Annotated in this window: 21 protein-coding genes and 1 pseudogene; 8 read left to right on the top strand and 14 right to left on the bottom strand. The window is 39.8% G+C overall.

Annotated elements, in window-relative coordinates:
* Positions 1 to 7: 7 nt before the first annotated feature.
* From mmsB to chvE, 3 genes are all read right to left on the bottom strand, one after another.
* Complete coding sequence (gene mmsB, locus IGI44_RS20570) at positions 8 to 1,213, bottom strand: multiple monosaccharide ABC transporter permease (RefSeq protein ID WP_438789779.1); 1,206 nt, start codon at positions 1,211 to 1,213, stop codon at positions 8 to 10.
* Entirely contained in the window at positions 1,213 to 2,745 is a 1,533-nt protein-coding gene (mmsA, locus tag IGI44_RS20565) for a multiple monosaccharide ABC transporter ATP-binding protein (protein ID WP_438789778.1), read from the bottom strand. The genes mmsB and mmsA overlap by 1 nt, the downstream gene beginning before the upstream one ends.
* Positions 2,746 to 2,811: 66 nt before the next feature.
* A complete protein-coding gene (gene chvE / locus IGI44_RS20560; protein WP_311871511.1) occupies positions 2,812 to 3,900 on the bottom strand; it encodes a multiple monosaccharide ABC transporter substrate-binding protein in 1,089 nt (362 codons plus the stop codon).
* 287 nt (positions 3,901 to 4,187) lie between these two features.
* Between chvE and IGI44_RS20555 the strand changes: the two genes are divergently transcribed.
* Genes IGI44_RS20555 through IGI44_RS20545 form a run of 3 tightly spaced genes read left to right on the top strand, consistent with a single transcriptional unit; the run spans position 4,188 to position 8,135 of the window.
* On the top strand, positions 4,188 to 5,153 hold the full coding sequence (locus IGI44_RS20555; protein ID WP_438789777.1) for an ABC transporter substrate-binding protein: 966 nt from the start codon (positions 4,188 to 4,190) through the stop codon (positions 5,151 to 5,153).
* An 11-nt stretch (positions 5,154 to 5,164) separates the two neighbouring features.
* A complete protein-coding gene (locus IGI44_RS20550) occupies positions 5,165 to 6,610 on the top strand; it encodes a sensor histidine kinase (RefSeq protein ID WP_438789776.1) in 1,446 nt (481 codons plus the stop codon).
* Positions 6,603 to 8,135 (top strand): response regulator, encoded by a 1,533-nt coding sequence (locus IGI44_RS20545; protein WP_438789775.1) that lies wholly within the window; start codon positions 6,603 to 6,605, stop codon positions 8,133 to 8,135. The genes IGI44_RS20550 and IGI44_RS20545 overlap by 8 nt, the downstream gene beginning before the upstream one ends.
* A 55-nt stretch (positions 8,136 to 8,190) precedes the next feature.
* Here the strand turns inward: IGI44_RS20545 and IGI44_RS20540 are convergent, their stop codons facing one another.
* The 6 genes from IGI44_RS20540 to IGI44_RS20515 all read right to left on the bottom strand — a co-directional run bounded on the left by IGI44_RS20540 (position 8,191) and on the right by IGI44_RS20515 (position 16,586).
* The gene (locus IGI44_RS20540) at positions 8,191 to 10,575 is read right to left on the bottom strand and encodes a phosphoketolase family protein (RefSeq protein ID WP_438789774.1); all 2,385 of its coding nucleotides are present in this window, start codon (positions 10,573 to 10,575) and stop codon (positions 8,191 to 8,193) included.
* A gap of 163 nt (positions 10,576 to 10,738) precedes the next feature.
* Positions 10,739 to 12,163, bottom strand: coding sequence for an L-arabinose isomerase (araA, locus tag IGI44_RS20535; protein ID WP_438789773.1), 1,425 nt, complete (start codon positions 12,161 to 12,163; stop codon positions 10,739 to 10,741).
* 18 nt (positions 12,164 to 12,181) lie between these two features.
* Entirely contained in the window at positions 12,182 to 12,880 is a 699-nt protein-coding gene (locus IGI44_RS20530; protein ID WP_311871517.1) for an L-ribulose-5-phosphate 4-epimerase, read from the bottom strand.
* A 154-nt stretch (positions 12,881 to 13,034) separates the two neighbouring features.
* Entirely contained in the window at positions 13,035 to 14,627 is a 1,593-nt protein-coding gene (locus tag IGI44_RS20525; protein WP_438789772.1) for a xylulokinase, read from the bottom strand.
* Positions 14,628 to 14,787: 160 nt separating this feature from the next.
* Positions 14,788 to 15,867, bottom strand: a complete 1,080-nt coding sequence (locus IGI44_RS20520; protein ID WP_311871519.1) for a GntR family transcriptional regulator — start codon at positions 15,865 to 15,867, stop codon at positions 14,788 to 14,790.
* A gap of 491 nt (positions 15,868 to 16,358) precedes the next feature.
* On the bottom strand, positions 16,359 to 16,586 hold the full coding sequence (locus IGI44_RS20515; RefSeq protein ID WP_438789771.1) for a hypothetical protein: 228 nt from the start codon (positions 16,584 to 16,586) through the stop codon (positions 16,359 to 16,361).
* Positions 16,587 to 16,991: 405 nt separating this feature from the next.
* Here IGI44_RS20515 and IGI44_RS20510 point away from each other — a divergent pair, with 405 nt between their 5' ends.
* The 4 genes from IGI44_RS20510 (at position 16,992) to IGI44_RS20495 (ending at position 18,930) form a co-directional block, all read left to right on the top strand.
* Positions 16,992 to 17,324, top strand: a complete 333-nt coding sequence (locus tag IGI44_RS20510; RefSeq protein ID WP_438789770.1) for a PadR family transcriptional regulator — start codon at positions 16,992 to 16,994, stop codon at positions 17,322 to 17,324.
* 2 nt (positions 17,325 to 17,326) lie between these two features.
* A complete protein-coding gene (locus IGI44_RS20505; RefSeq protein WP_438789769.1) occupies positions 17,327 to 18,142 on the top strand; it encodes a hypothetical protein in 816 nt (271 codons plus the stop codon).
* Between the two features lie 42 nt (positions 18,143 to 18,184).
* Positions 18,185 to 18,709 (top strand): hypothetical protein, encoded by a 525-nt coding sequence (locus IGI44_RS20500; protein WP_438789768.1) that lies wholly within the window; start codon positions 18,185 to 18,187, stop codon positions 18,707 to 18,709.
* 98 nt (positions 18,710 to 18,807) lie between these two features.
* Positions 18,808 to 18,930 (top strand): hypothetical protein, encoded by a 123-nt coding sequence (locus IGI44_RS20495; RefSeq protein ID WP_311871524.1) that lies wholly within the window; start codon positions 18,808 to 18,810, stop codon positions 18,928 to 18,930.
* 148 nt (positions 18,931 to 19,078) lie between these two features.
* On the opposite strand, the gene IGI44_RS20490 is transcribed toward IGI44_RS20495, so the two are convergent.
* The 5 genes and pseudogenes from IGI44_RS20490 to IGI44_RS20470 form a co-directional block, all read right to left on the bottom strand.
* Positions 19,079 to 19,510, bottom strand: coding sequence for an Hsp20/alpha crystallin family protein (locus tag IGI44_RS20490; protein ID WP_438789767.1), 432 nt, complete (start codon positions 19,508 to 19,510; stop codon positions 19,079 to 19,081).
* Positions 19,511 to 19,771: 261 nt separating this feature from the next.
* Positions 19,772 to 21,295, bottom strand: a complete 1,524-nt coding sequence (locus IGI44_RS20485; protein WP_438789766.1) for a helix-turn-helix domain-containing protein — start codon at positions 21,293 to 21,295, stop codon at positions 19,772 to 19,774.
* A gap of 349 nt (positions 21,296 to 21,644) precedes the next feature.
* Positions 21,645 to 21,935, bottom strand: a pseudogene (locus IGI44_RS20480) (PspC domain-containing protein).
* Between the two features lie 15 nt (positions 21,936 to 21,950).
* The gene (liaX, locus tag IGI44_RS20475; protein ID WP_438789765.1) at positions 21,951 to 23,732 is read right to left on the bottom strand and encodes a daptomycin-sensing surface protein LiaX; all 1,782 of its coding nucleotides are present in this window, start codon (positions 23,730 to 23,732) and stop codon (positions 21,951 to 21,953) included.
* 309 nt (positions 23,733 to 24,041) lie between these two features.
* The gene (locus tag IGI44_RS20470) at positions 24,042 to 24,323 is read right to left on the bottom strand and encodes a PspC domain-containing protein (protein ID WP_438789764.1); all 282 of its coding nucleotides are present in this window, start codon (positions 24,321 to 24,323) and stop codon (positions 24,042 to 24,044) included.
* Between the two features lie 282 nt (positions 24,324 to 24,605).
* On the opposite strand from IGI44_RS20470, the gene IGI44_RS20465 reads away from it, so the two are divergent.
* Positions 24,606 to 25,025, top strand: a complete 420-nt coding sequence (locus IGI44_RS20465) for a GNAT family N-acetyltransferase (protein WP_438789763.1) — start codon at positions 24,606 to 24,608, stop codon at positions 25,023 to 25,025.
* Positions 25,026 to 25,213: the final 188 nt, after the last annotated feature.

The raw sequence follows: 25,213 nt of genomic DNA, 5'->3' as shown, positions 1-25,213 counted from the left end.
TACCGCCTTATGAGATTTTTCGTTTCTTATTATAGATATCTAATACGACTGCTAATAGTAAGATCAAGCCTTTGATCGCCTGCTGCCAGTCGACACCGACACCAAGGATCGACATCCCATTGTTCAGAACCCCCATAACCAAACCACCGACGATTGCACCAGTAATTGTTCCAATCCCACCTGAAGTCGACGCGCCACCGAAATAAACAGAGGCCATCGCATCTAATTCTAATGAGGTTCCGGCTTGAGGAGTTGCCGCATTCAGACGAGCAGCTAGGATCAAGCCCGCTAACGCCGCCATCATGCCCATATTGACGAAGACCCAGAAGGTGATCTTCTTGGTTTTGATCCCGGAAAGCTGTGCGGCTTTCAGATTGCCACCTGTTGCGTAAATCTGACGACCTGCGACTGTGCTGTTGGTTAAGAAACCATATACACCAACGATGACTCCTAGGATAATTAGGATAATCGGAAATCCTTGATACGAGGCAAAAATGTAACTCATTCCTAAAACGATTCCCACAGTCAAAATAGATTTCAGAATAAACGCATTCATTGAAGGAACTTCGAACAAATTCTTTTTACGTTTTTCACGGGCTTTCCACTGGAAAAAAACCAAACCTGCGGCTAATATTAAGCCTAAAACAAGTGTCAAAAAGTGCATACCTGAAGAGGAAACCATGATTTCTGGCAGATACCCCGTCGAGATTTTTTGGAAGGCTCTCGGAAACGGTGCGAGTGATTGTCCGCCAAGTACGACTTGCGTCAAGCCACGGAACATTAGTAATCCAGCGAGGGTTACAATAAAGGCGGGAATGCCGACATAGGCGACCCAAAACCCTTGCCATGCTCCGATAAGAGCTCCGATTGCCAAGCAAATGGGCACTGCGAGCCAGGGACTCATATGATTGTTCACCATCATCATTCCGGCAATTGCTCCAACAAAGGCCATGACTGAACCGACAGATAAATCAACAAATCCCAATAATACAACCAGTAGCATGCCCGCGGCTAAAACTAGAATATGACTGTTTTGCAGGACAATGTTCGTAATATTTAGTGGTCGAAGGAAAATTCCTCCTGTCATCATTTGAAAAGCGATCAATAAGGCGATCAAAATAATAACCATACTATATTTGCTAAAAATATCTAAAACTTTTTCTTTTATATTAATCGTACTTTTTTCTTTACTTTCTTTCGTTGCGTTCTCCATTAGGATACTGCCTCCTCTTCCATCGTCATCAAGTTCATCAGCGTTTCTTGGTTGGCGTCTGCGCGCATGACTTCACCAGTCATGGTTCCTTCATTCATCGTATAGATGCGGTCACACATTCCGATGATCTCTGGTAATTCTGATGAAATGATACAGACACATTTTCCTTGTGCGGCCATTTCTTCAATAATCGTATAGATCTCATACTTCGCTCCGACATCGATCCCGCGTGTAGGCTCGTCCAAGAAAAGAACATCTGGTTCGGTCATCAGCCATTTTGCTAAAACAACCTTTTGCTGGTTTCCACCACTCAAGCTGCCCACATTTTGGAACACATTGTTGGCTTTAGTACGCATTTTCTTGCGGTAATTTTCAGATTCCGTGACTTCTTTTTCCTTATCTAAAATGCCATTTTTACTGATCTTTCCTAGGCTGGCGATCGTGGTATTCTCTCGAATATCCATCAGTAGATTCAATCCCACCGCTTTTCGGTCTTCTGACACATAGGCTAAGCCGTTTTCAATTGCCTGTGATACATCGTTGATTTTTATTTCCTTGCCATCTTTATAGATTTTGCCACTGATATTGCTGCCGTAGGATTTTCCGAAGATGCTCATGGCAAACTCTGTGCGACCAGCACCCATCAAGCCAGCGATTCCGACAATTTCACCCTTACGAATGTTGAAATTGATATGATTGTTCATTACCCGAGTGGTATCTATTGGGTGATGCACCGTCCAATCTTTGACTTCGAAGAAAACGTCGCCGATATTCGGATGACGGTCGGGGTAGCGATTGGTCAAGTCTCGGCCAACCATGCCTTTGATGATTCGTTCTTCATTGATGTCCTCATTCTCTAGGGTCTCAATCGTTTGGCCATCTCGTAAAATGGTGATGCGATCCGCTACATCCACGATCTCATTTAATTTATGAGAAATGATGATCGAGGTGATGCCTTGGGTTCGGAACTCTTTGATCAATTCCAGCAGATTCGCACTTTCTTCTTCATTCAAGGCGGCTGTTGGTTCGTCCAAGATAAGCAATCGAACATTTTTGGAGAAGGCTTTGGCGATCTCGACCAGCTGTTGGTGACCTACACCAATTTGCGAAACCAACGTATTCGGGTTGATTTTTAATCCCACTGTTTTTAACAGGTTTTCGGTTTTTCGTTCTGTTAGGTTCCAATCAATGATCCCATGGTTGGTTTGCTCATTGCCTAAAAAAATATTTTCTTTGATTGATAGATAAGGACTCAAGGCTAACTCTTGATGGATGATTACGATACCCTTTTCCTCACTATCTCGCAGCCCTTTGAACTGACAGGTCTCACCGTCGTAAATAATATCGCCTGAATAATTGCCATAAGAAAAGAGTCCACTAAGAACATTCATTAACGTTGATTTGCCTGCACCGTTTTCTCCGCAAAGGGCATGGATCTCTCCCCGCTTGATACTTAGATTCACGTCATCCAGGGCGCGTACACCGGAGAATTCTTTAACGATGTTTTTCATTTCCAAAATGTAATCGGCCATTTTTCCACTTCCTTATCAAGAGGATCGAGAAAAGTACGCGTGATCTTGTACTTTTCTCATCCCTATTTATTCGCTTAAGTCTTTTTCGGTATAATATTTTGTATCAATCAGCTCTTGCTTGTAGTTTTCTTTGTCTACGGAAACAGGTTTTGCTAAATAAGTCGGAACAACTTTTTCACCGTTGTCATAGGTTTCCTTATCATTCACTGGTACTTTTTTGTCGTCATGGATCGCTTCAATCATTTCAACGGTATTATCTGCTAGAATCCGGGTATCTTTAAAGATCGTCTCTGTTTGCTCTCCGGCAATGATTGATTTTACTCCGGCAATTGTCGCATCTTGCCCTGTAATAACTGGCAGTGGCTTATCACCTGATCCATAACCAACGCCTTTTAATGATGAAATAATTCCTAAACTGATTGGATCATAAGGTGATAACACCGCATCTAATTTCTTGTCTGTATAATTGGCACTTAAAAGGTTATCCATTCGAGACTGGGCAGTCGAGCCGTCCCAACGCAAGGTTGCAATTTGGTTGAATTTCGTTTGACCTGAAGGAACGATCAGTTGCTTGCTGTCGAAATATGGTTTAAAGACGGACATCACGCCGTTATAATTGATGAGTGCATTGTTATCGTCTGGTGAACCACCGAACAATTCAATGTTGTAAGGTCCTTTGCCATCTTTTAAACCTAATTGATCTTCAATATAAGAGGCCTGTAAAACTCCCACGCCAAAATTATCAAAGGTCGCGTAATAATCGACATATTTGGAATTCATTAACAAACGGTCATAAGCAATCACTTTAATATCTGCCTGATGCGCTTTTTCCAATACATCAGTAAGTGCGGAGCCATCAATCGAGGCGATCACTAATGTATCGACCCCTTTAGTAATCATATTTTCAATTTGCGCGACTTGATTTTCGACTTTATCCTCGCCGTATTGCAAATCCGTTTTATAGCCTTTCTTTTTTAATTGCTTCACGATGTTGTCGCCATCAGCGATCCAGCGTTCCGCTGACTTTGTAGGCATAGATACACCAACATAGCCCTTTTCTTCCCCTGATGCATTTCCTTTTCCACAAGCAGTTAATGCGGTTAGCGCAATCAGTGAAACAGTCGCCACTAACATTTTTTTGAACCCTCGTTTCATGTCTTTCCCTCCATAACATATTTGATAGGTTAAGTGTACGTTTTCTAGCAAACGCTTTCATTGAGATTCTTATTTATTTTCTTAGAAAAACACGGGACTTTTTTCCTACCGAAAGAATTTCTTGGATTTCTTTTGCCGATTCTTGACATTTATTCGGAATCCCTCAGCATGTTAGTATTAAGAATGAGAGCGCTATATAATAGAAGAAAGATTTCCTATTTCAAATTAAGTTCCAAAAATTATTATCCGAGCTACTTAAAAAATCCTTTATCACGAGGTGTAACTAAATGAAAAAAATCAATCTACTCCTGCTGATTGGCTTGTGCCTTTTATTAGCAGGCTGTCAAAAAGAAGCACCAAAAGAAAATCATCGAGAAATCACGATTGGATTTGCTCAAGCCGGAACCGAAAGTAACTGGCGCAAAACGCAAAGTAAATCAATCAGAGAGGCGCTTGAAAAACAAAATTATCAAGTCATGTCTCGCAATAGTTTTTCTGATCCAAAACAGCAATACCAAGACGTAATGACCTTTATCGCCTATCAAGTGGATTTGATTGTTCTCTCCCCGATTCAGGAGATCGGTTGGGAACCTGTCTTAGAAGAGGCAAAAAAAGCCAAGATCCCGGTGATTATCGTGGATCGTAACATTGCGACAAATCGCTCGGATCTTTTTTTGACACACATTGGCTCCAGTTTTAAAGCCCAAGGCGGACGAGCTGGTCTGTATGTAACGAATCATTATCAAAAAAGTAATAAAGAAGCGATCAATGTCTTGGAGATAAAGGGCATTGAAAATTCGTCTCCTACAAGATTGCGTCATGATGGCTTTTCTGAGACGATTGGACGTGATCCAAGGATACAGATTACTCAGACAATTACAGGCGACTTTATTCGCTTAAAGGCAAAAGAAACGTTTTCCAAAGCGATTGAGGCTGGAAAACTTGAAGGGATTGATGTCATTTACTCCCATAATGATGAAATGACTTTAGGCGCACTCGACGCTCTCAAAGAACATCAAATTGAAAATAACTTTGTGATCGTATCAATTGATGCGCAAAAAGAAATGATTGATCTACTGAAACAAGGAAAAGTGAATTGTGTGGTGGAATGCAACCCCTTCATGGGAGAACTCGTCGCCAATACTGTCAAACGTTATTTCGACAATAAAACGATCTCCGAAGACATTTATGTTTCTGATACCGTTTTTTCTGATCAAAATTCACTTTCCACCATCCCGCCGAGAAACTATTAGGAGGCTCGCTGATGAAAAGACAGGTATCTATTAAATCCCTTTTACAACGCATTAGCTGGCTTATGCTCGTTCTGTCCATCGTGCCGTTGATTATCAGTGTCTTGATATACACTCGCTACATCTTTGCTTATGAACGCAGCGTGGCAAATATTTCAGAAGCCAATCGAATTGCCAACGATGTCGAAGAAAAGATTATGGAGGAAGCCTGGAGTCTTACTTATGGTCAGATGACGCCCGCTGAATTTACCAAAAACAATAGTGTCTATCGCATCAAAAAGGAGATCAGCCAAGTTAAGAAGAATACCAAAAGTTCTCAAGAGCGTGCCACATTAAATATCGTCAATCGCTCGTTAGATAACGTAAACAATTACTTGGAAAAGATCATAACCAATATTGAAGCAAACACACCCTTTCAGGAGAATCAAGAATTAATGGTCCATGTGGAATCAGCCACCAACTTGGTACATGATATCTTGCAAGATTTTGTGAATGTTGAAATCAAGTCAGCAGCTAATCAAAGTCAGCAAGTTCGACAATCAATCATCATCTTGTCAGTCATTGAAGCTTTTATTATCGCTATCATCATCCTATTCTCTCGAACAACCAACAACCGCTTGATGAAACAGATTCAACAACCCATGGAAGAAATGATTCATATGGCGGATGCCTTATCAGAAGGTAAACTCAATTATCGAATCAAGACACTTCCGGGAAATGAGCTGCAAAAATTGAGTACCAGCATGAATGAAATGGCAGATAATCTAGTGGTACTCCTAGAAGAAAATGCTCTGAAGCAATACAATCTTGCCCAAAGTGAAGTCCGCGTGCTCCAAGCACAGATCACTCCGCATTTTATCTATAACAGTTTAGATGCCATTCTCGTGTTAGAAGAAATGGGCGAAAGCGAAAAGGTCAAAGAAATGACGTATGCACTCTCTGATTTCTTCCGAATCTCCTTGAACCAAGGCCAAGATTGGATTCCTGTCGAAAAGGAAATCAAGCATATTCGCGACTATTTGATTATTTTGCAGATTCGTTATGGAGACGCTTTGACTTATTCGATTGAAATCGAGGAAACGATCACTAACTATTCGATGCTGAAGATGATCCTGCAGCCCCTGATCGAAAATGCCGTCTATCATGGAACAAAACTTGTGCGGCGAACAGGAAAGATCATCGTTCAAGCCTTTTTAGATGAGCATGACTATATCCATTTTTATATTATTGATAATGGGAAAGGAATTCCGGATAAAAAACTGAAGGAAATTAATCAGGAGCTTTCGAATGGATTAGATACTGATTTTAAAGAGGGCTACGGTTTGTTTAATGTAAACAAACGCTTGTTACTCTACTATGGAAAAGAAGCAAAAATCCAGATCACGAGTATTGTAGACACTGGAACAACCGTCCACGTGATTATTCCAACGATGAAAAAAGGAGCCGCAAAACATGTATAAAGTCTTTATTGCCGAAGATGAACACTTAATTCGTGAATCTTTAAAACGAACGATCCAACAGTTATCCGAAACATTGCCAATCGGAATCGTTGGCGAAGCTAGTGACGGTGAAGTTGCTTTAACAATGATTTTAGAAAGGCAACCAGACATCTTGTTGACAGATATCCGCATGCCATTCATGGATGGCATTGAACTCTCGCAAGAAGTCCGACAAAGTCTTCCTGATATTCAGATCATTTTTATTAGTGGTTTTGATGAATTTACTTACGCTAAGGCGGCAATCCATTTACAAGTAGCCGAATACTTATTGAAGCCGATCAAATCTGATGAATTGCGTGAAAGCCTTGAAAAAGTCGTTACTCGCCTCGAACAGCAGCCACAGCCTATGATTGATACTTCTTACTCCTTCGATGTTAAGAAAAACCTATTTTTGAATGCCGTCTTTGGTAATCAATCGACCTTGTCAGAAGCATTGGAAGAAGCGCGTCAACTTGACCGGCAAATCGCTGGAAAGAAATTTATCGTACTTTTAATCGCCAATCATATCAACAAGAACTTTGCTGACTATGAACGATTTAGAGGAAAGATGGCTGGTTTATTTTCCGAGGATAAAAACGTCGTATTTTCTTGTCTATCTTCTCGTTTTATCAAACTGCTGCTCTTTCAAACAAAAGAAGAAGACCTGCTCCTACAAGCAGATCAAGTGGCGTTTACTCTTTATACTGAACTTAACGAAGACGACTCAAATCTAGTGGTTGCAGTAGGCAATCCAGTGGAACGAATTAGCGAGATCCAGAAAAGCTATGAAACAGCGAAAAGCCTTTTAGACTATTCCTTAGTTCAGACCAAACAACCGATTCTTCACTATCAAGACTTTGATCAACAATTGACTCACTATCAGAAGACGCTTCACTTAAAGGAACGAATCGATCAATCTACGAACCAATCTCTACGATTGTTGGCGGATGAGTTTATTGAAGAAACAGATAATTGTGAAAATCCCCTACTTTTTCGTTTGATTCTGGTCAATGAATTAAACCAACTAGCTGAAAAAAAGAATACCCAAAGTAAGGAAAAATTTTTAATCCCTTCGCCCACCAAAATCTCAACAATTTTATCGGATTCTCTCCTATTTCGAAATTATCTGGAACAAATTCTACGATTTATAAAGCATACCGTTATTGATGCACGCATGGGACAATACCGTGAGCTGATCGAACAAGCAATTCTATATATTAAGCAAAATTTCGCTGATACCGAACTCTCCTTAGGCAGTGTCGCTGCTCATATCAATTTAAGCAGTTCTCACTTTAGTACGGTCTTCTCTCAGGCACTTGGAAAAACCTTTGTTGAGTATCTAACTGAACAGCGTTTGAAGGAAGCAAAACGTCTGCTAACAACAACTGACTGGAAATTATCTATGATTGCCTCTGAAATTGGCTACAATGATCCCAACTACTTTAGTTACATTTTTAAACGAAAAGAAGGCCTCTCACCAAAGGATTATCGGAAGCAGCAACGATAAAAGAAAAGGCTACAAACACACCTGAAATGGTGATGTTTGCAGCCTTTTTTTGTTTTTAGCTAAAATGATATTCTTTACGATTTAACGCTTCCCATTTCCAATCCTCAACTTCTGGAATGTCTTTTCCTTCTGTCCGAATAAAGTCATGGTGTTTCGCCAACGTTTGATCCATTTGAGCAGAGAATTCTTTCGCATCATCCGCAAGTACTGCGTTCGCAGCATCTTGTGCTAAGTGGAAACGGTCCATCTCACTGAAGACACGCATGTCGAATGGTGTAGTGATATCCCCATTTTCACGGTAGCCGTGAATGTGCAAATTGTGGTTGTGGCGATCAAAAAAGATATCGCGAACCATGCCTTCATAGCCATGGAAAGCAAAGACGATTGGCTTGTCTGCTGTGAAGATCGCATCGAATTCTTCATCGGTTAATCCACGAGGATCAATCTTCGGATGACGTAATTTCAAGATGTCCACAACATTGACAAAGCGGATCTTCAAATCAGGGAATTGCTTGTTTAAGATCGATACAGCGGCTAAAGCTTCTAAGTTTGGTTCTGTGCCGGCTGCTGCAATCACAACATCGGGTTCTTCTCCATTGTCTGTACTTGCCCAATCGATGACTTTCAAGCCCTTTTCGACCAATTCTTCTGCTTCATCCGCGGAGTAGAATTGTGGACGAGGATGCTTACTTGAAACAATCAAGTTAATCATTTGTTTGTCTTGCATCGCTTTATCCATGACGGCCATTAAGCTGTTAGCATCCGCTGGTAAATATTCACGAATGAATTCTGGTTTTTTCTCAGCCAAATGAGTCAACACACCTGGATCTTGGTGAGTATAACCATTATGGTCTTGTTGGAATACGGTTGATGTCGCAATCAGGTTCAACGCTGGATATTCTTTACGCCATGCGTGAGCACTTGCTTTGCGCATCCATTTGAAATGTTGTGTCAACATTGAGTCAACTACCCGCAAGAAAGATTCATAGCTGGCGAAGAAACCATGACGACCCGTTAATACATAACCTTCCAAGAAACCTTCCGCTTGGTGTTCAGATAATTGACCGTCGATGACACGTCCGACAGATGATTGCCATTCGTCGGTACTGTTTTTTGGTTCCATCCATTGACGATTCGTCACATCAAACACTTTGTTCAAACGGTTGGATTTCGTTTCATCTGGTCCAAAGATGCGGAAATTGGTTGGATTTTCAGTGATCATATCACGAGCTTGTTGACCAAAGACGATCATGTCTTGTGCCATCACCGCACCTGGTGTGGTTGTATCAATCGCATACTCTTTCCAATTTGGCATCTTCATTGGTTTTGGATCAATTCCGCCGTTAGTAATTGGGTTGGTTGACATCCGACGATCGCCTTTTGGAGAAATTTCTTTTAATTCGTCGACGATTTTTCCATTTTCGTCAAACAATTCTTCCGGACGGTAAGAGTTTAACCAATCCACTAATTTATCGGCATGCTCCATGTCTTCTGAACTTACTGGAATTGGCACTTGGTGCGCACGGAATGTTCCTTCTAGTTGTTCGCCGTCCCATGTTTGCGGACCTGTCCAGCCTTTTGGTGTGCGGAATAAGATCACAGGCCATTTTGGCATTACAGCATCTTCCGCTTTTCCTTTGCGAGCTTCTGCTTGGATATCTTTGATTTCAGTGATTACTTTATCTAGCGTTTCAGCCATAATTGGGTGAACTTTTTCAGGGTCTGTTCCTTCAACAAAGTAAGGTTTCCAGCCTAATCCTTCAAAATATTTTTTCAAATCTTCATCACTTTTACGAGAGAGAATCGTCGGGTTCGAAATTTTTCCGCCGTTCAAATAAACAATTGGCAATACCGCACCATCATTCACTGGATTAATAAATACATTTGAGAACCAACCGCCAGCTAATGGACCGGTTTCCGCTTCTCCATCCCCCACAACAGTCGCAGCGATCACATCTGGATTATCTAAGATTGCACCTGTCGCATGCGAGAGTGAGTAGCCAAGCTCTCCGCCTTCGTGGATAGAGCCGGGTGTTTCTGGTGCCGCATGTGAGGCAATTCCGCCTGGGAATGAGAACATCTTGAATAATTTTTTCAATCCAGCTTCATCTTCAGTGACTTCTGGATAAATTTCACTGTAGCTGCCATCGATGTAAGAATTTGACACCATTACTTGACCACCATGACCGGGGCCTTCAATGTAGAACATGTTCAAGTCATATTTATTGATTGCACGATTTAAATGAGCATACAAGAAGTTCTGACCAGCGATAGTTCCCCAGTGACCGATTGGATGCGTTTTGACATCTTCTTTTTCCAAAGGTTTTCTTAACAATGGGTTATCTTTCAAATACATTTGTGCAACCGAGATATAATTCGCTGCACGCCACCATGCGTCAACCTTTTCTAAATACTCTTTTGAGTCGAACTTGCTTTCCATAAATAAAAACTCCTTTATAGTTTTTTTTACTTTTATTATTTTAGTACAATATACCTTTAATTAATCCAAAAGTAAACCCTTTTAACTTAAAATATCAGTATTTTTTACTTTAATTAACCGATGAAAATATTGGTCTGGTTGTCCCAAACCAATATTTCATCCTTTATTTAATCGTTACGTACTCTAAATCGACCAGTTTTGCCCATGTAATAATTTGTTCAGTCGTAAGATTCAAAGAGACAACTGTATGATGTCCACCGCCTGTTTCAATCCATTTGCCGACTCCTTCATGAAAGTTTGGTTTCACTTTCCAAAGAACACGCGCTACTGGTAATTTTGGTGCTTTCTCCGTTGGCTCAAAAGCTTCCACTTCATTAATCAATAATTTGTAGTGCGTGCCAAAATCTGCCATAGAGACAACTACCCCATCACCGGCTTTGCCATCAAAAACCAATCGAGCGGGATCTTCGCGGTCACCCATTGATAATGGGGAAACAACGATTTTGGGTTTGTTTACAGCTAGAGTTGGATCTACTTCCATCATGTGAGATTGCAGAATTGCTTCTTTTCCAGCCGCTAATTCATAGGTGTAATCCTCCATGAAACCTGTATTTTGATTGTGGGCCATCACCTTCATCAAGCGATCCAAGGCTGCTGTTTTCCAGTCCCCTTCACCAGCAAAGCCGTAGCCTTCTGCCATCAAGCGTTGGACCGCTAAGCCTGGTAGCTGCTGCATGCCATACAAATCTTCAAAGTTCGAAGTGAAGGCATTGTAATTGCCATCCTCTAGGAAACGACGAATCCCAATTTCTTGTTTGGCCTGCACCTTGACATGGGCATCCCAAGTTGCATGATCATAATCCCCGTAGTCAAAATCATAAAGCTCTTTGTATTTCGCAAACAGGGCATCGACTTCTTCATCCTTGACCGCATCGACATATTGCACTAAATCACCGATGCCAAAGTAATCCACGACCCAGCCGAATTGAATCTGCGCTTCGACTTTATCGCCTTCAGTTACGGCAACATTCCGCATATTATCGCCAAAACGAGCTACTTTGATGTTAAAGCTTTCATTGAAGGCTACCGCAACATCCATCCAGTCAGCAATCTGTTTTTGAACGCTTTCTGTTTGCCAATAGCCAACCACGATTTGATTTTGCTTTTTCAAGCGGGCATTAATGAAGCCATACTCACGATCTCCGTGAGCCGATTGATTCAAGTTCATGAAGTCCATGTCGATCGTTTCCCATGGAATGCTTTCGTTGAATTGCGTTGCTAAATGCAGTAATGGTTTCTGTAATAGTTTTGTACCGCGAATCCACATTTTTGCTGGTGAGAAAGTGTGCATCCAGGTAATCACGCCAGCTACTTCATCACGATAATTAACTTCTTTCATAATTTTAGTAATCGTATCAGAAGTTACCGCTAATTCTTTCAAAACAATTGGGTAGTTCAATTTCCCGCTGTCATTCAACCCTTTGACGATTGCTTCCGCATCCGCCTTCACACTTTTTAATGCTTCTTCTCCGTATAAATGCTGCGAGCCTACGACAAACCAAAATTCTTTTTTACTAATTTCTAACATGCTGTTCGCTCCTTTTTTCTATTTTCCTTGCCCGTAATAGGCATTTTTTCCATGTTTTCTTAAATAGTGTTTATCTAATATGCGCTGTGGTAGTTCTTCAGCAAAGCTGTTCAATTGACGTGCAAAGAGATTCATTTTGGCAACCTCATCTAAAACAACTGCGTTCATCACGGCGCTATCCGCATCTTTCCCCCAAGTGAATGGCCCGTGTCCGTGCAATAATACGCCTGGAACTTCCATCACATCAATCTCGCGTTCTTTAAAAGTCTCAATGATGACATTTCCAGTTTCATGTTCATAGCCCTCATCGACTTCTTCTTGAGTTAAAAATCTGGCACAAGGAACTTTCCCATAAAAAGTGTCCGCATGCGTCGTTCCCATCGCGGGCAAATCCACTCCTGCCTGCGCCCAGATCGTTGCCCAAGTCGAATGGGTGTGACAAATGCCGCCGATTTCCGGAAAGGCTTTGTATAGAACCGCATGAGTTGGTGTATCCGAAGATGGGTTCATTTCCCCTTCGATGACGTTGTTATCCAAATCAACTACGACCATATCGGAAGCCTGCATTTTTTCATAGCTTACTCCGCTTGGCTTGATGACAAAGTAACCCGTCTCCTTATCAAACGCACTGACATTTCCCCAAGTGTATTTGATCAATCCTTGCTTCGGCAGTTCAAGATTCGCTTGAAAAACTTCTGCTTTTAATTCCTCTAACATATAACTATCACTCCATATTCGTCTCAAGGTATTTGCTTTTAATTAAAAAGAGATACTTCATTCTCTTGTCGTATTTCATTCCTCCAGATTGCTGCTGCATGGGTATTTTTAGCGTACTTATAAGACAACTGGCAAAAAGGTGGAACCCAAGTCCTTATTTCAACGCCGTAATTGCTTCCGCCTCAATCGATAACCCTTTTTCGTAGCGGTCAATAAATTCGCTATAGCCTTGCAAATCTTCTTCCATCGGTTCGATGGTCACTCCCTCACTCGATGCAAATACCTTTTGCTCTAAGAAATCTGCTAACGAAAGTCCAGTATCTTCCAACTGATAAGCAGCCAGTAAAGCAATCCCCCAAGCACCGCCTTCACCCGCTGTCTCCATGACTGTTACCGGGGCTTCCATCGCTGAAGCTAAAATTCTTTGCCCTACTTCTGGGGTCTTGAAGATTCCGCCGTGTCCAACAAGCTTATCGATCTGAATATTTTCCTCTTTCAAAATTTCCATTCCGATGCGCATTGCGCCAAATGCACTCGACAAATGAAGACGCATAAAATTAGCTAAATCAAATTTACTTTCTGGTGTCCGGACAAATAATGGACGCCCTTCATTCATTCCAGTAATATTCTCTCCAGAGTAATAGCCATAAGAAAGCATCCCGCCACAATCAGGTGTTCCCTCCAGGGCTTTTTCAAATAGTGTAGTGTATAGCTTATCTCCACTGATTTCTAAGCCTAGCGCTTCAGAAAATTCCCTGAACAGGTTAACCCACGCATTGATTTCGGATGAACAGTTATTCGTATGAACCATCGCCACTAAATCACCCACGGGTGTAGTCACTAAATCGATTTCCGGATGGACCTTTTTTAGTTTTTCTTCAAGTACGATCATGGCAAAAGCTGAGGTTCCAGCCGAAACATTTCCAGTTCGTTGGCGGACACTGTTCGTCGCCACCATTCCAGTTCCCGCATCACCTTCTGGCGGGCAAAGCGGGATTCCCGCTTGCAAAGTCCCTGTCGGATCAAGTAGATAAGCACCTTCTTGCGTCAAGCTTCCAGCTGATTCTCCTGCTAGAATGACCTGCGGTAGCACTTGATTCAGTTCTTGTGTAAAAGCCGTTCCCTTCGTCAAATCGCTGAAAAGGTCCAGCATTCTTCGATCATAATTCTTCGCTGCTGTATCGATCGGAAACATTCCTGACGCATCACCTACACCTAACACTTTTTGTCCGGTCATCTGCCAATGAATATAGCCGGCTAGCGTCGTCAAAAATCGAACGTCACTAACATGCTCCTCTTGATTCAAAATCGCCTGATACAAATGCGCGATGCTCCAGCGTTGAGGGATGTTGTATTGAAAGACTTCCGTTAGTTTCTTCTCCGCTTCCGCCGTAATTGAGTTGCGCCACGTTCTGAACGGTACCAACAACTCATCATTCTCATCAAAAGCCATATACCCATGCATCATCGCACTGAAGCCGATTGAACCGATCGTCGTCAAATTCTCCCCATACTTCTCGAATACCTCTGTCGCCATTTTGCGATAACTCACTCGTAAACCCTTCCAAATATTCTCAAGTGAGTACGTCCAAATCCCGTTTTCCAGCGTGTTTTCCCATTCAAAGCTCCCTGCAGCAATCGGAACCAAATCAGAACCGATCAAGACTGCTTTGATTCGCGTAGAACCAAATTCAATCCCCAAAGCTGTCCGGCCATCCATGATATCCAACTTCGTTTTTGCAATCATTTCCTTCGTTTTGATAGGAATCTCCTCCTTTTCGCGCTTTTGTTACCGTTATCATACAATTTATGTACGTACATGTCAATAAAAATATTATATTTTGTTCGTACAAATATTGAAAAAAAGGCACAAAAAAAGCCCATCGAAATGAGCTTTTTTCTAATGACTATAATTGTTTGACAGAATCTCGTTCAATTAATGTTGGTTCATACAGAATATTATCAGGTTCATGCCCTTCTTCGATCGCCTCAATGATCCAGTTCGCCGCATCATGGCCCAGTAGGTCTTTCGGGTGATTCAGTGTCGTAAGCTTCACACTTCCGATCTTGCTTAATGCAGAATTGTCATTTCCAACAATCGATAACTCATCAGGAATTTCAAATCCGGCTTCCGTTAACTTATCCACCAATCCACTAGCGATCTGATCATTGTAACAGACGATCCCAGTAATCAGCGGTTCTGCTTTCAACCGATTCAGCACCTGATCGACAATTGCTTTTCTCGTTTCTGTCTCATATGTGATAATATCCTCCGGAGAAAATTGGACACCAAATTCTTCACAGGCTTTGATAAAGCCTTTCATTCGGTACTTGCCTTGAAGGTCATCAATTTTTGTTATCAACAGCAGCTTCTGATGGTTTTTTCGAATTAAGTATTCTGTTGCCAAGTAGCCGCTTTTAACATCATCGACACAAATATAAGAGGCGCTGATTTCTTCATACACAGCGTTGATCATCACCATTGGAATGCCCTGCTCCTTCAAACGAACATATAGAGCCAAATTGGGATTGTATTGATTACTCTTTGTTGGCTCAACAATCAAGCCCTCCACCCCTTGGGTAATCATTTTTTCAATACATTCCTTTTCCTGCTGAAAATCATTGTTGGTGCTGGCTAATAATAAGGAATACCCTTTTTCCCGCAGCGTTTTTTCAATCCCGCGAATAATCGAAGGAAAAATGTAGTCAGATAAATAGGTCGTTACTACTCCGATCGTTTTATTTCCGGTGCCATTGTTTTCAGTGCGCCTATATTTTGCATCAACATACGTGCCTGAGCCCTTTTCTTTTCTAAGAAAACCTTCATTGGCTAGTAGCGCAATTGCCTGACGAATCGTGTGGCGGCTGACCTGATAGTCTTTTTGTAATTGCAGTTCTGGCGGAATCGTTGTATTTTCTGGATATTCGCCTGAAAGAATTTTTGATTTTAACTCATCAGCGATCATTTGATATTTTGATTGATTCATCTTGTTCCCTTTCTTTCCACTAATTGTTGTATACAGATTAACAGAAACGATCAAAGATTGCTATATATGTCCGAACAGCTTTTTTTATTTCTTCAGTTATCGGACATATTTTACTTATTAAATAGTAAAAACCTTTGACCAACAGAGCTGAAAGTCAAAGGCTTTTGAAAATTACGTATTATTATCTACCTATTTTTAATTCTTTTACTTTTGTCTTACTAGAGAGTGACGAATCAATTGACCTCGTAGCGTGAAGCCAAAAGCTCCTCACTACTCTTCGTAGGGCAAGGTGTCCTTTTACTCGAAATTGCCTTAGCCTCTCCAAGTGTCTTAAAAAGCTACCTATAAAAATAAAAACTCCTGCGTTAGAAAGAGAAATTGGATGTTAAAAAAGCAGTTTTTATTCTCACTTTCTCTATTGTAATCAAATTCTTGAAAAAGAAAAGATAGATTGCAATATTTTTATCCCATAAATTTAATAGTACAAAAAATCATTCCACTTTTTGTAGTTTCATCGTTTTTATTTTCTTTTTATTATTGAAAATATGCATCTCTAACTGTTCTTTATCTAGTTTACTGATATGGTACTCTGTCTGGCTATCCTCTCTCGTCAGGACGATATTATCCTTTGAAGAGCTGGCGGAAATTTTTGCATTTTTCATCAGTATGTAGCCATTTTGTCTGATATTCCAGTATTTGTGATCGTCATTCTTTGCCATAATTGAATACTGCTCCGATTTATTCGACCAGGTTCCTTCTAGCCAAGTCGGATTATTGACAGCGTAAGCATTGAGAAAGCCAAATAAGCAGAATACACAAAAAATCAACAGACAGAAAACGAATCGTTTCTGCCTCTTTGTTAAATTCCTTAAACTCCACAATCTTTGTTTGACTGACTGTGCCATCTCAGATACATTCCTTTCTTTCAAAATTGTATCTATTTCTATAACTACCACTATAACGGAAAATTTTTCCAACCGAATCAAACTGTCCTAAACGATCAATTTTCCGTCCTGAATGGTGGTAATAACTCTTAAATCAATCTTTATCGCTAGTTTGCATTGCAATATAGCAAGGAATGCTTTACTATGTTGTTAAGCAAACTAGTAGAGAGAGGGTCAACCATGAATCAGCAAGTTTCGTCTCAAATGCTAAAAGGAATTTTAATGGGCTGTATCTTAATTATCCTGTCAAAAAAAGAACTCTATGGATACAAAATTAGTGAAGAACTGCAACGTTTCGGCTTTGACAGTATCCCTAAAGGAACGATCTACCCTCTTTTAATGAATATGGATAAAAAAGGCTTGATTGTTGGAGAAATGCGCGCTTCCGACGAGGGGCCTCAGCGGAAGTATTATCATTTAACAGAGGACGGATTCAAGGAAAAAGAATCATTTATCAAACAGTGGGTGTTTTTGTCAAGTAATGTTGAAAAACTATTGAAGGAGAGTAAATAAAAATGAAAAAGTCCTCGTTTATTAAAGAAAATGCACAATTGCAGGAATTTTTGAATCCAATCAATGATGAGTATTATGGAAACCTATTAGTTTATGTGCGAAGTAGGTCTTTTCTCAAAGACGAAAACGTATTAGAAGGTGCACTCTTAGAAATTCTTCAAGACATCCTCGATGCTCAAGAAAATGGTGAGACAGCCGAAGCTTATTTCGGCAAACAGCCAAAAGAAATCGCTGATGAGTTGCTAAAAGAAACTCCGACCAGCATTGCGGACAGCGCCAAATTAGTAGGCAGCGTTTTGTTTGTCTATATCCTGATTACCTTAATCCCAACCCTTGCCTCCCCCAATGCATTCCTTGATGTAGGAAATTTACTGATAGGCGGTCTTTACTGGACGGCACTTGCGGTAATTATTGTACGGTTGATTGGTAATGATACCTATGCGACTAGACAGTCCCCGATCAAAAAGGCTCTAGCAATCTTCGTAACAGCACTTTTAGCGATTCTTGGAATTGTTTTGACAGTGTTTATTGATACGAGCTTGATCCTTAATACAGCAGGTTCAGTAGGAATTATCATCATTGGAGGAATTATTCTGATTTGTGGCCTATTCTTTTTCCGGCAAACAGCTAGAAAGGAATGGATTCCGTTTATTCCGCTTCTGCTTATTGCTGCTGTGATCGGTATCTTGTACAGAATTCCAGCTTCTCAAGCATTCTTAACCAGTAATACTGGCAAAATTATCGTGATACTCTGTATGGTTCTCAGTCTTATCAGCTTTTATATTTTGTTAAATAAAGGAATGAAAAAGCGAAACTAAATCCGTTGTCTATTTTTTCTTCCATTGAAAGGAGTTTGAAAGATGCAAAATTTTGATTTTACTATCGGGGACACGAATTTTATCAGTTTAGTCGATGCTCAGGCCTATGAAAGCTTTGTCGATGAAGACTGGGATCTCCTCGCCGACTTGCTTCCGCATGTTATCGAACAACAGCATAAAGGAACTATTTTAATGTATCAGATGACTGCTGATGGGATCGAAGATGATTGGAAAATCACTATTTCCTGTGAGCCTGTTTCAGTCGAGACGTATATAAAGAAAACCGTGAATCACATCACGGTTACTAATCACTCACTTTACTTAATCGACTACACAAATCTAACGATGGCCGCCCAATTCCCAGATGAAACTATCCCTGATCAGGATTGCGCTCCATTTCAAATTGAACTTAAAAATGGCCGCTATGCCGTCACTGCTTATCTTTTCAAAGATGTCGATAACGAAACTATTACGAATAAAGAATGCGAACTACTCCTAGTCTTCCAGCCATATACAGACTCTCTTTCTTATTCGAACCAGCAAATCAGCTGGAGCACTTTCAGCTGAACAAACGTTACTATTTCATGCAATTAGCTAACAGTATTGTTAGGTCGCTGAATTTCCTTTTCTTTTCTGATAGGATTTCGTAAAGGGGGAGAGATAGGATGTTCGATGCGTTCTTTCAACTTATTTTGGATATGATCGCCGGTGTTATTGACATGATTATTTCATTTGCTTATGTCCCATTCGAGATGCTTTCGGATTTTATTAATACTATTTTTAGCTAATACCTTTTTAAGATTCACGTAAAGTTTGGTGCTGACTACCATATTCTCGAGAGCGTCAAATTTATCGATCAATCATGATTTTAATGAAATTTAAGTAAAATTCCGCCCCACATGTATCTCAACTTGAGACACACGTGGGGCGGAAACTTTATTCAATTGGAATAGCTGTTTTACGTTCCAATTTTTCTGCTGATTTTGGCAAAGTAACTTTCAAGATACCGTCTTTATATTCAGCCTTGATATCTTCTTCTCTAACATTTTTAATGGCGAACTGTCGGCGAATACTGCTGAAGCTGCGCTCACTTCTAACTAAATTTCCTTTATCATCTTCGGTTTGATTGTCTATTTGGTGTTTTCCTTCGATCGTCAAAACATCATTTTCATAGTTGATTTGAATATTTTCCTTAGGAATTCCTGGTACTTCTGCTTCCAACAAATACTCCGTATCCGTTTCATGAATATCTGTCTTCACCATATTGCCTTTAAAACCTTCAAAAAAATTCCGTCCAAAGTCCTCAAAAAAATTGAAAGGTGTCATGTCAAATAAATCAGAGCGACGGGGAATCATGTTGTTAGCCATCTTGATCCTTCCTTTCTTTTTTTTATCTTCCTTCACTTATAATTTTATTCACGATAACTAAAATTTCAAGTGAAAACCGGTTGAGGTAAAGCTTAAAAAAAGAAAGCATATCATCTTGATAAAACAGCTTATATTCGCTGTTCAATCGACTATTTAAACAAATTTACCTAGTCAGCTACTGCTTCTGAGACGCTTAAATTCAGGACTCTTTTCCACCTTTAGTTTTCTTAAATTTGAGAATCATTTAATTCTTTTTTGATACTACTTACCGGGGAAAGGACGTGGCTTTTTTTCAGATAAATCGTTGATTAAATTTTGAATAGCCACAATGGCTTGCGGTGTAACATAAGGGTCCATTGAGACAAATGGAAAATCCTTTGGAATCCCTTCTCTGGGGCCCGTTGTAATTAGACCGTCATAAGATAAAATTTTCTTGACCATCTCCTCATGACTATCCCATATATCTTCTAAATGATGTATCTTGAAATTCCCATATACAATTTGGGTTATCACCCGTGAAATGAATTTTTCTTCTGTAGGAGTAAGGTCTGAAACTAGTAATAAATGATGTGTTTTTTCTTGAGAAGCCAATAGCTCTAAACTTTGTTCTTCCTCTGTCAGTAAAAGATACACATAATTTGTAATAAAATCTTGTGTCTGAAACATAGAATACTTTTCAACGAAGGATTGAACAATGTTGGTTACTTTTTCCACTGCATGTTGATGCATAATTTTGACCATCTCTAAAAAAGTAGTCCGATTTTTTCGCAAAATAGAGATGAAATCCCCATTTTCATTATGGAGATAGGTCTCATTCACCAGAACTGTGGCTAGTTCTATTTTTCGTTCATCATTAAATGCCCCACCAAGTAAATTTGTAAACTCTTCTGCTAACTCTAGATGTCGGTTAAAAAGTCTTCTATAACGCGGGTTATCCTTGAGTGCAGCCTGTCGATGTTCTTCGTTAAAAATAATCGAATCTGAAAAGGAAAGCCATAAGCAATCACGGAGAAGCTTATCTGACAATGTTAACTGAAAAACCTCAGTGATCATATAACTGAGCTCATCTGTCACGCTCCCTTTTGGCAACAGCAAAGGAGACACTCGTAATTCTTCTTCAGGATAATAGTGCTCATTTTTGATTCGCCATAAGCTGATAAAGAGATTGTATGCCACTCTTTTTTGAAGAATGTGCCTTTTTTGCATATGATTGATTTTGATAAACTCCATAACAAAGTTTTTGATTGCTTTTAAGTGATTTTCACTTAACTCTGGCAATACAATTTTTAAGGTGTACTGTTTTTCAACAAAATAACGATAATAGAAATGCCGGATTACACTTTCTTTCCCCTCTAGTCGCAACGGTCGATAACGTAACCGGATGTCGATTCGCTTTAAATCATTTTCTATTTTTTTTAAGTAACGTTGGGTATTTGAAAAGCTCAAATATAGAATCTTTGACAACCCTTCAATATTGTCAGAGCTCTCATACAATAACTGTTCAACAATCTTAAATTCAAGCGAATGATCAAGTGCTTCTGCGTAAAGCTTTCCAATGCTTATCCCGTCTTTGAGCTTTACCCGATGCAGCCCTTTATCCTTTTCAACAATAAAATCAGCATTGATTTCATTAATTAGATTAATGTCGTTCAATAAAATTGGTAATGAACAATCGAGTTCATTAAGAATCGCATCACTTGAGACCCCTTGACGGTTATAATACAACAGTTCGATCAGTTCTAATCTGCGTCTATTACTTGTTCCTAAAACCTGACGAAAATCCATCTTATCTCCCCTTACTTAGTTAAAGATAACACCTCTGTACAGTATCATATTTTAAATAACTCAAACGCGTGAATTCAAAAATTTTAAAATAAATATTTTTTTATAATTTTAGCGGCGCATGAATATCTTTATTTTACTCTTTTTCACTGAGCGATTGTAGTTTTTAGCAATTTTTTCAGCAGAGCAGTAAACGTTTTTTGTTCTCTGTAGCAAGTTTCCTTTTTAAGAAAAAGAACAATAAAAAAACAGTAGTCATCTAATGCTTCTTTTCCATAGAAAAAAGGACACTTCTCAAATTCAAGAAATGTCCTCCACTTAAAATGACTAATTACCTAGTATGTCTTAAAGACTAAAAATCACTCCAACTATCTTCGTCGACAACTTCTGCCTGCTGGCGCTGTTTTTTGGATTTTTTAGGCTGTTCATAGCGATATTGCTGGTAGTTTTTGCTGCTGTCTGCTCTTGGAATAATCAATGCTAGCAGAATATAAAGAAATATTGGGGCACCTACCAAGATTACGCTAATAAAAACATAGATTACTCATGCGATGGTTGGGTCAATCCCAAAATACTCTGCTATCCCCCCAATTGTTCCCGTCAGCATTCTATTCGTTTGTGATTTTGTCATTCTTTTTCTCATATCCATCAGTCTCCTCTATTTATCATAGTCTTTCAGGAAGATATCGCCTGACTTCGAGGAAACCTCAATCTCAGCTGTTTCTCCTGCATTTCGTTGAAAATGTAGCACCTTCTGTGTATTGCCATTTCTTTCCTGCAATGTTTCACAATTCGCAAAACGATAATTAATCGTACCGATTCCAGTTTTAGCGATACCCTCGATACCAACTGTCCGCGGCAGAGCTACTTTGACATTTCCGTTAACAGATTGCGCCTCGATTTTTTTCAAATCCTCATTACCTGACGTTAATTTGATATCCCCATTAATCAGTGAATATTCTGATCGCACAATATTGGCTTTTGAAATGATTGTGCCAGTAACTGTCTCGATCAATGCGTTCGTAATCTGTCCTTCACGAATTTCAATATCATTGTTCGTTCCTTCAAATTCCAGCATGGTAGCATCTAACTCTTTCATCAGGACGGTGCCGTTTGTTGCTTTGATGGCGACATTCTTTGCACCAAGATCTTCAACCATTAAATCGCCTGCTAATAATCGAACGGATAAATTATGGTATTGTCGTTTGGGTAAATAGAAGGTCAATTTAGCATCGACTCTTTTATTTGGAACATGGAATAAAATTTGATAATTATTGACATCAATTTGACTACGTTCTAAAAAGGCATCGATGGGATCTGACTCCTCCATTTGACCTAAAAGTGCGACGGTTGCCTCCACTTTCACATCATTGATCGTTTCATCATCCCAGCTTTTCAAGATTACTTTCCCTTTAGCTAATTTGATATCAATCGTTTTTGCATCAATGTCCTCAAAGGTGAATTGATGACTGAAGTGTGTTTTAGCTGTTCCATAAAATTTTTGATTGACTCTTTTCCAATCAAACTCATTGTTCACCTTATCCGAAACTCTCTCGGTTGTTCTCGTTACCATTCGGGCAATGCGGCTGGCCAAATCCGTCGGTTCTTCTTGGGGACGGTCCATTGGACGGTATTTTTGCTCTTCAAAATCATCGGGTACTTCAAAAAATCCATCTGAAACATACGGGCCTTCCGGTGAGGTGAAAAGATCCTTGTCGATGGCTTTACGCTCATGCTTCAAGAGCACGATTTCTTCTTCTAGTTGATTTATTTCAATCTTCATTCGGTTGTAGATCACTTCGTTTTCTGCTGAAATGATTCCTAGCTCGGCTTCAAGATTCAACTCTCGAAATTCTTCCTTTTTATTACGCAGTGTTTCGATTTTCGTTTGCAACGCCTCATCAAACTCGTCAATCTTTGACCGCACTGGATCAACCTCTTCTGGTTCTGTTTTCTTGTTTTCCCACTCATCAATCATGCTGGAAACACTGTCAGAGGGCTGTGTTTCTTCTGGTACTGCTCTTGATTCCACTTCCGTTTCCGATGTTTCAGCGGTCGTTGTCTGAGCCATGTGATTCTCTGCTTCTTCCGCTAGTTCCGGCTCCTGTTCAGCGATTGATTCAGCTTGTCCTTCCGATATTTCTTCAGTTTCTAACGGTTCTTGATTGTGGCTATCTTCTTCAGACTCAATATTTGATTTAATAGTTAGTTCTTCTTCAGCTGCTTCTGCCGGTTCTGTTTTTTCTTCAGTAACTTGCGGTGCTTCTATCTCTGATTCAAACTCCGCTGTCATTTCATCGAGCGGTTCTGCTTTCCTCTCAGATAGAGATTCAACTGCTGTTTCTTCACTCAAACCAAGACTTTCTAGTAAATCTAAGCCTTCTTCTGGTGATAATATGCCTTTTTTGATAGATTCTAAGATTTTTTGTCGTTCGTTCATGTTCATCTCTCCTCGACGAAATGTTCTATGCGTCTATTATGCACGATCCACTTCTATCCGTCATGGGTCGAAAGGCCTATCTTTCCCATTGAATAGACGAATTTTTTAACAAATGATAGTTTCATTTTCGCTGCGCACATATGATCAAACTACACTGCTCAATCTATGTTTCAACAAACTTCGATTTTTCTTTTTTTACACTATACATTGCGAAAAGTTTGACTCGTAAAAAGAGTGAACCGTTTTTTTACGGTTCACTCTTCTGATTTATAGATTAAGCTCGATTAGTTACGAGCGTTGTTTTATTGATTAGAAGTCACTCCATGGATCGTCTGACACAGCTTCGGCCTGTTTGGCTTGGCTTCTAGCTGAAGATTCATAGGGTTGTTGGTACGTACGATTTCCGCTTTCTGCTTTAGGAACAAGCAGCATCATCAGTAAATAAAGTAAAATCGGTGTGCCTTCTAAGAAGAAGATCATGAAGACAAAGATGACACGTGCAATTGTAGGATCAATTCCAAAATAGTCAGCAATACCAGCTAACGTACCTGTTAATACTCGATTGTCTTGTGATTTCGTTAATTTTTTCATTTTTAATTTCCCCTTTAATTTTCCAAAAACACTTTTTTGGAACCCAATTTAGTTGTATTTTTTATTTCCCACTCGCGATGTGTTTTTATCTTATGTCTATATTATGCTCAATCTTCCTTGATTCGTCATAGGGCGAAAGAAGTATTTTTCCTCTAGTTATTTAGACGGAGTTTTTCTAGTTCTTTTATTCATTAGCAAACAACTCAAGTTTTTTCTCTAACTGTGCTAAAGTAAATACGGACATCACAACAACCAATTTAATTATAAGAAAGGACGATCTGCTTGTTAGAAATTCGTGAAATAACACAACAAGATAAATCGAGACTTAGACAGTTATACTTAGAAAGCCGCCGTACAACATTTTACTGGGACGATCCTGAGTTGATGCATTTGGAAGATTTTGATCGCGACACAGAGGCCGAACTTGTCTTCGTTGCAGAACTACAGCAAACCATCATTGGGTTTATTTCTTTGTATCTACCAGACAACTTCATCCACTGTCTATTTGTGGATAGTCGCTACAAAGGGCAAGGGGCTGGCCATCAGCTTCTGAAGGAAGCCATGCGGCATCTGCAGCGACCAATGAAATTGAAATGCCTATCACGAAACACCTCTGCTCTTGCTTTCTATGAAAAAGAAGGCTGGGAAAAAGTTCGTGAAATAAATGTGGCTGATCCTTATTGGAACATGATTTATTATTAAAACAGAAGTTTACTTTATTCACGCTCTCTCTTCTATACCAAGATTAGACGTTACTATTGATCTTTCTCGGATTGGCTACTCCCTCCGATGAGCCCCTTCTTAAATCATTTTATTGTGGTAAGTTCTTTTTACCCAACAGTTATTCGAAAAAACGCTTGCATTTCCATTGAAACCATGTGAGAATAAAC

This window comes from Enterococcus sp. DIV0756 (assembly GCF_051710745.1).
Taxonomy (GTDB): domain Bacteria; phylum Bacillota; class Bacilli; order Lactobacillales; family Enterococcaceae; genus Enterococcus_A.
Note: the sequence above shows the minus strand (reverse complement) of the source record. Positions and strands in the feature narration are given on the sequence as shown.

Excerpts from the sequence above, each read along its gene's own strand:
- IGI44_RS20470 (WP_438789764.1), bottom strand. The coding sequence starts at position 24,323 with ATGAAAAAATTAACGAAATCACAAGACAATCGAGTATTAACAGGTACG.
- IGI44_RS20545 (WP_438789775.1), top strand. The coding sequence starts at position 6,603 with ATGTATAAAGTCTTTATTGCCGAAGATGAACACTTAATTCGTGAATCT.
- IGI44_RS20540 (WP_438789774.1), bottom strand. The coding sequence starts at position 10,575 with ATGGAAAGCAAGTTCGACTCAAAAGAGTATTTAGAAAAGGTTGACGCA.
- mmsB (WP_438789779.1), bottom strand. The coding sequence starts at position 1,213 with ATGGAGAACGCAACGAAAGAAAGTAAAGAAAAAAGTACGATTAATATA.
- IGI44_RS20490 (WP_438789767.1), bottom strand. The coding sequence starts at position 19,510 with ATGGCTAACAACATGATTCCCCGTCGCTCTGATTTATTTGACATGACA.
- IGI44_RS20515 (WP_438789771.1), bottom strand. The coding sequence starts at position 16,586 with ATGGCAAAGAATGACGATCACAAATACTGGAATATCAGACAAAATGGC.
- araA (WP_438789773.1), bottom strand. The coding sequence starts at position 12,163 with ATGTTAGAAATTAGTAAAAAAGAATTTTGGTTTGTCGTAGGCTCGCAG.
- IGI44_RS20520 (WP_311871519.1), bottom strand. The coding sequence starts at position 15,867 with ATGAATCAATCAAAATATCAAATGATCGCTGATGAGTTAAAATCAAAA.
- liaX (WP_438789765.1), bottom strand. The coding sequence starts at position 23,732 with ATGAACGAACGACAAAAAATCTTAGAATCTATCAAAAAAGGCATATTA.
- IGI44_RS20500 (WP_438789768.1), top strand. The coding sequence starts at position 18,185 with ATGCAAAATTTTGATTTTACTATCGGGGACACGAATTTTATCAGTTTA.
- mmsA (WP_438789778.1), bottom strand. The coding sequence starts at position 2,745 with ATGGCCGATTACATTTTGGAAATGAAAAACATCGTTAAAGAATTCTCC.
- IGI44_RS20530 (WP_311871517.1), bottom strand. The coding sequence starts at position 12,880 with ATGTTAGAGGAATTAAAAGCAGAAGTTTTTCAAGCGAATCTTGAACTG.
- IGI44_RS20555 (WP_438789777.1), top strand. The coding sequence starts at position 4,188 with ATGAAAAAAATCAATCTACTCCTGCTGATTGGCTTGTGCCTTTTATTA.
- IGI44_RS20485 (WP_438789766.1), bottom strand. The coding sequence starts at position 21,295 with ATGGATTTTCGTCAGGTTTTAGGAACAAGTAATAGACGCAGATTAGAA.
- IGI44_RS20510 (WP_438789770.1), top strand. The coding sequence starts at position 16,992 with ATGAATCAGCAAGTTTCGTCTCAAATGCTAAAAGGAATTTTAATGGGC.
- IGI44_RS20550 (WP_438789776.1), top strand. The coding sequence starts at position 5,165 with ATGAAAAGACAGGTATCTATTAAATCCCTTTTACAACGCATTAGCTGG.
- IGI44_RS20505 (WP_438789769.1), top strand. The coding sequence starts at position 17,327 with ATGAAAAAGTCCTCGTTTATTAAAGAAAATGCACAATTGCAGGAATTT.
- IGI44_RS20525 (WP_438789772.1), bottom strand. The coding sequence starts at position 14,627 with ATGATTGCAAAAACGAAGTTGGATATCATGGATGGCCGGACAGCTTTG.
- chvE (WP_311871511.1), bottom strand. The coding sequence starts at position 3,900 with ATGAAACGAGGGTTCAAAAAAATGTTAGTGGCGACTGTTTCACTGATT.
- IGI44_RS20495 (WP_311871524.1), top strand. The coding sequence starts at position 18,808 with ATGTTCGATGCGTTCTTTCAACTTATTTTGGATATGATCGCCGGTGTT.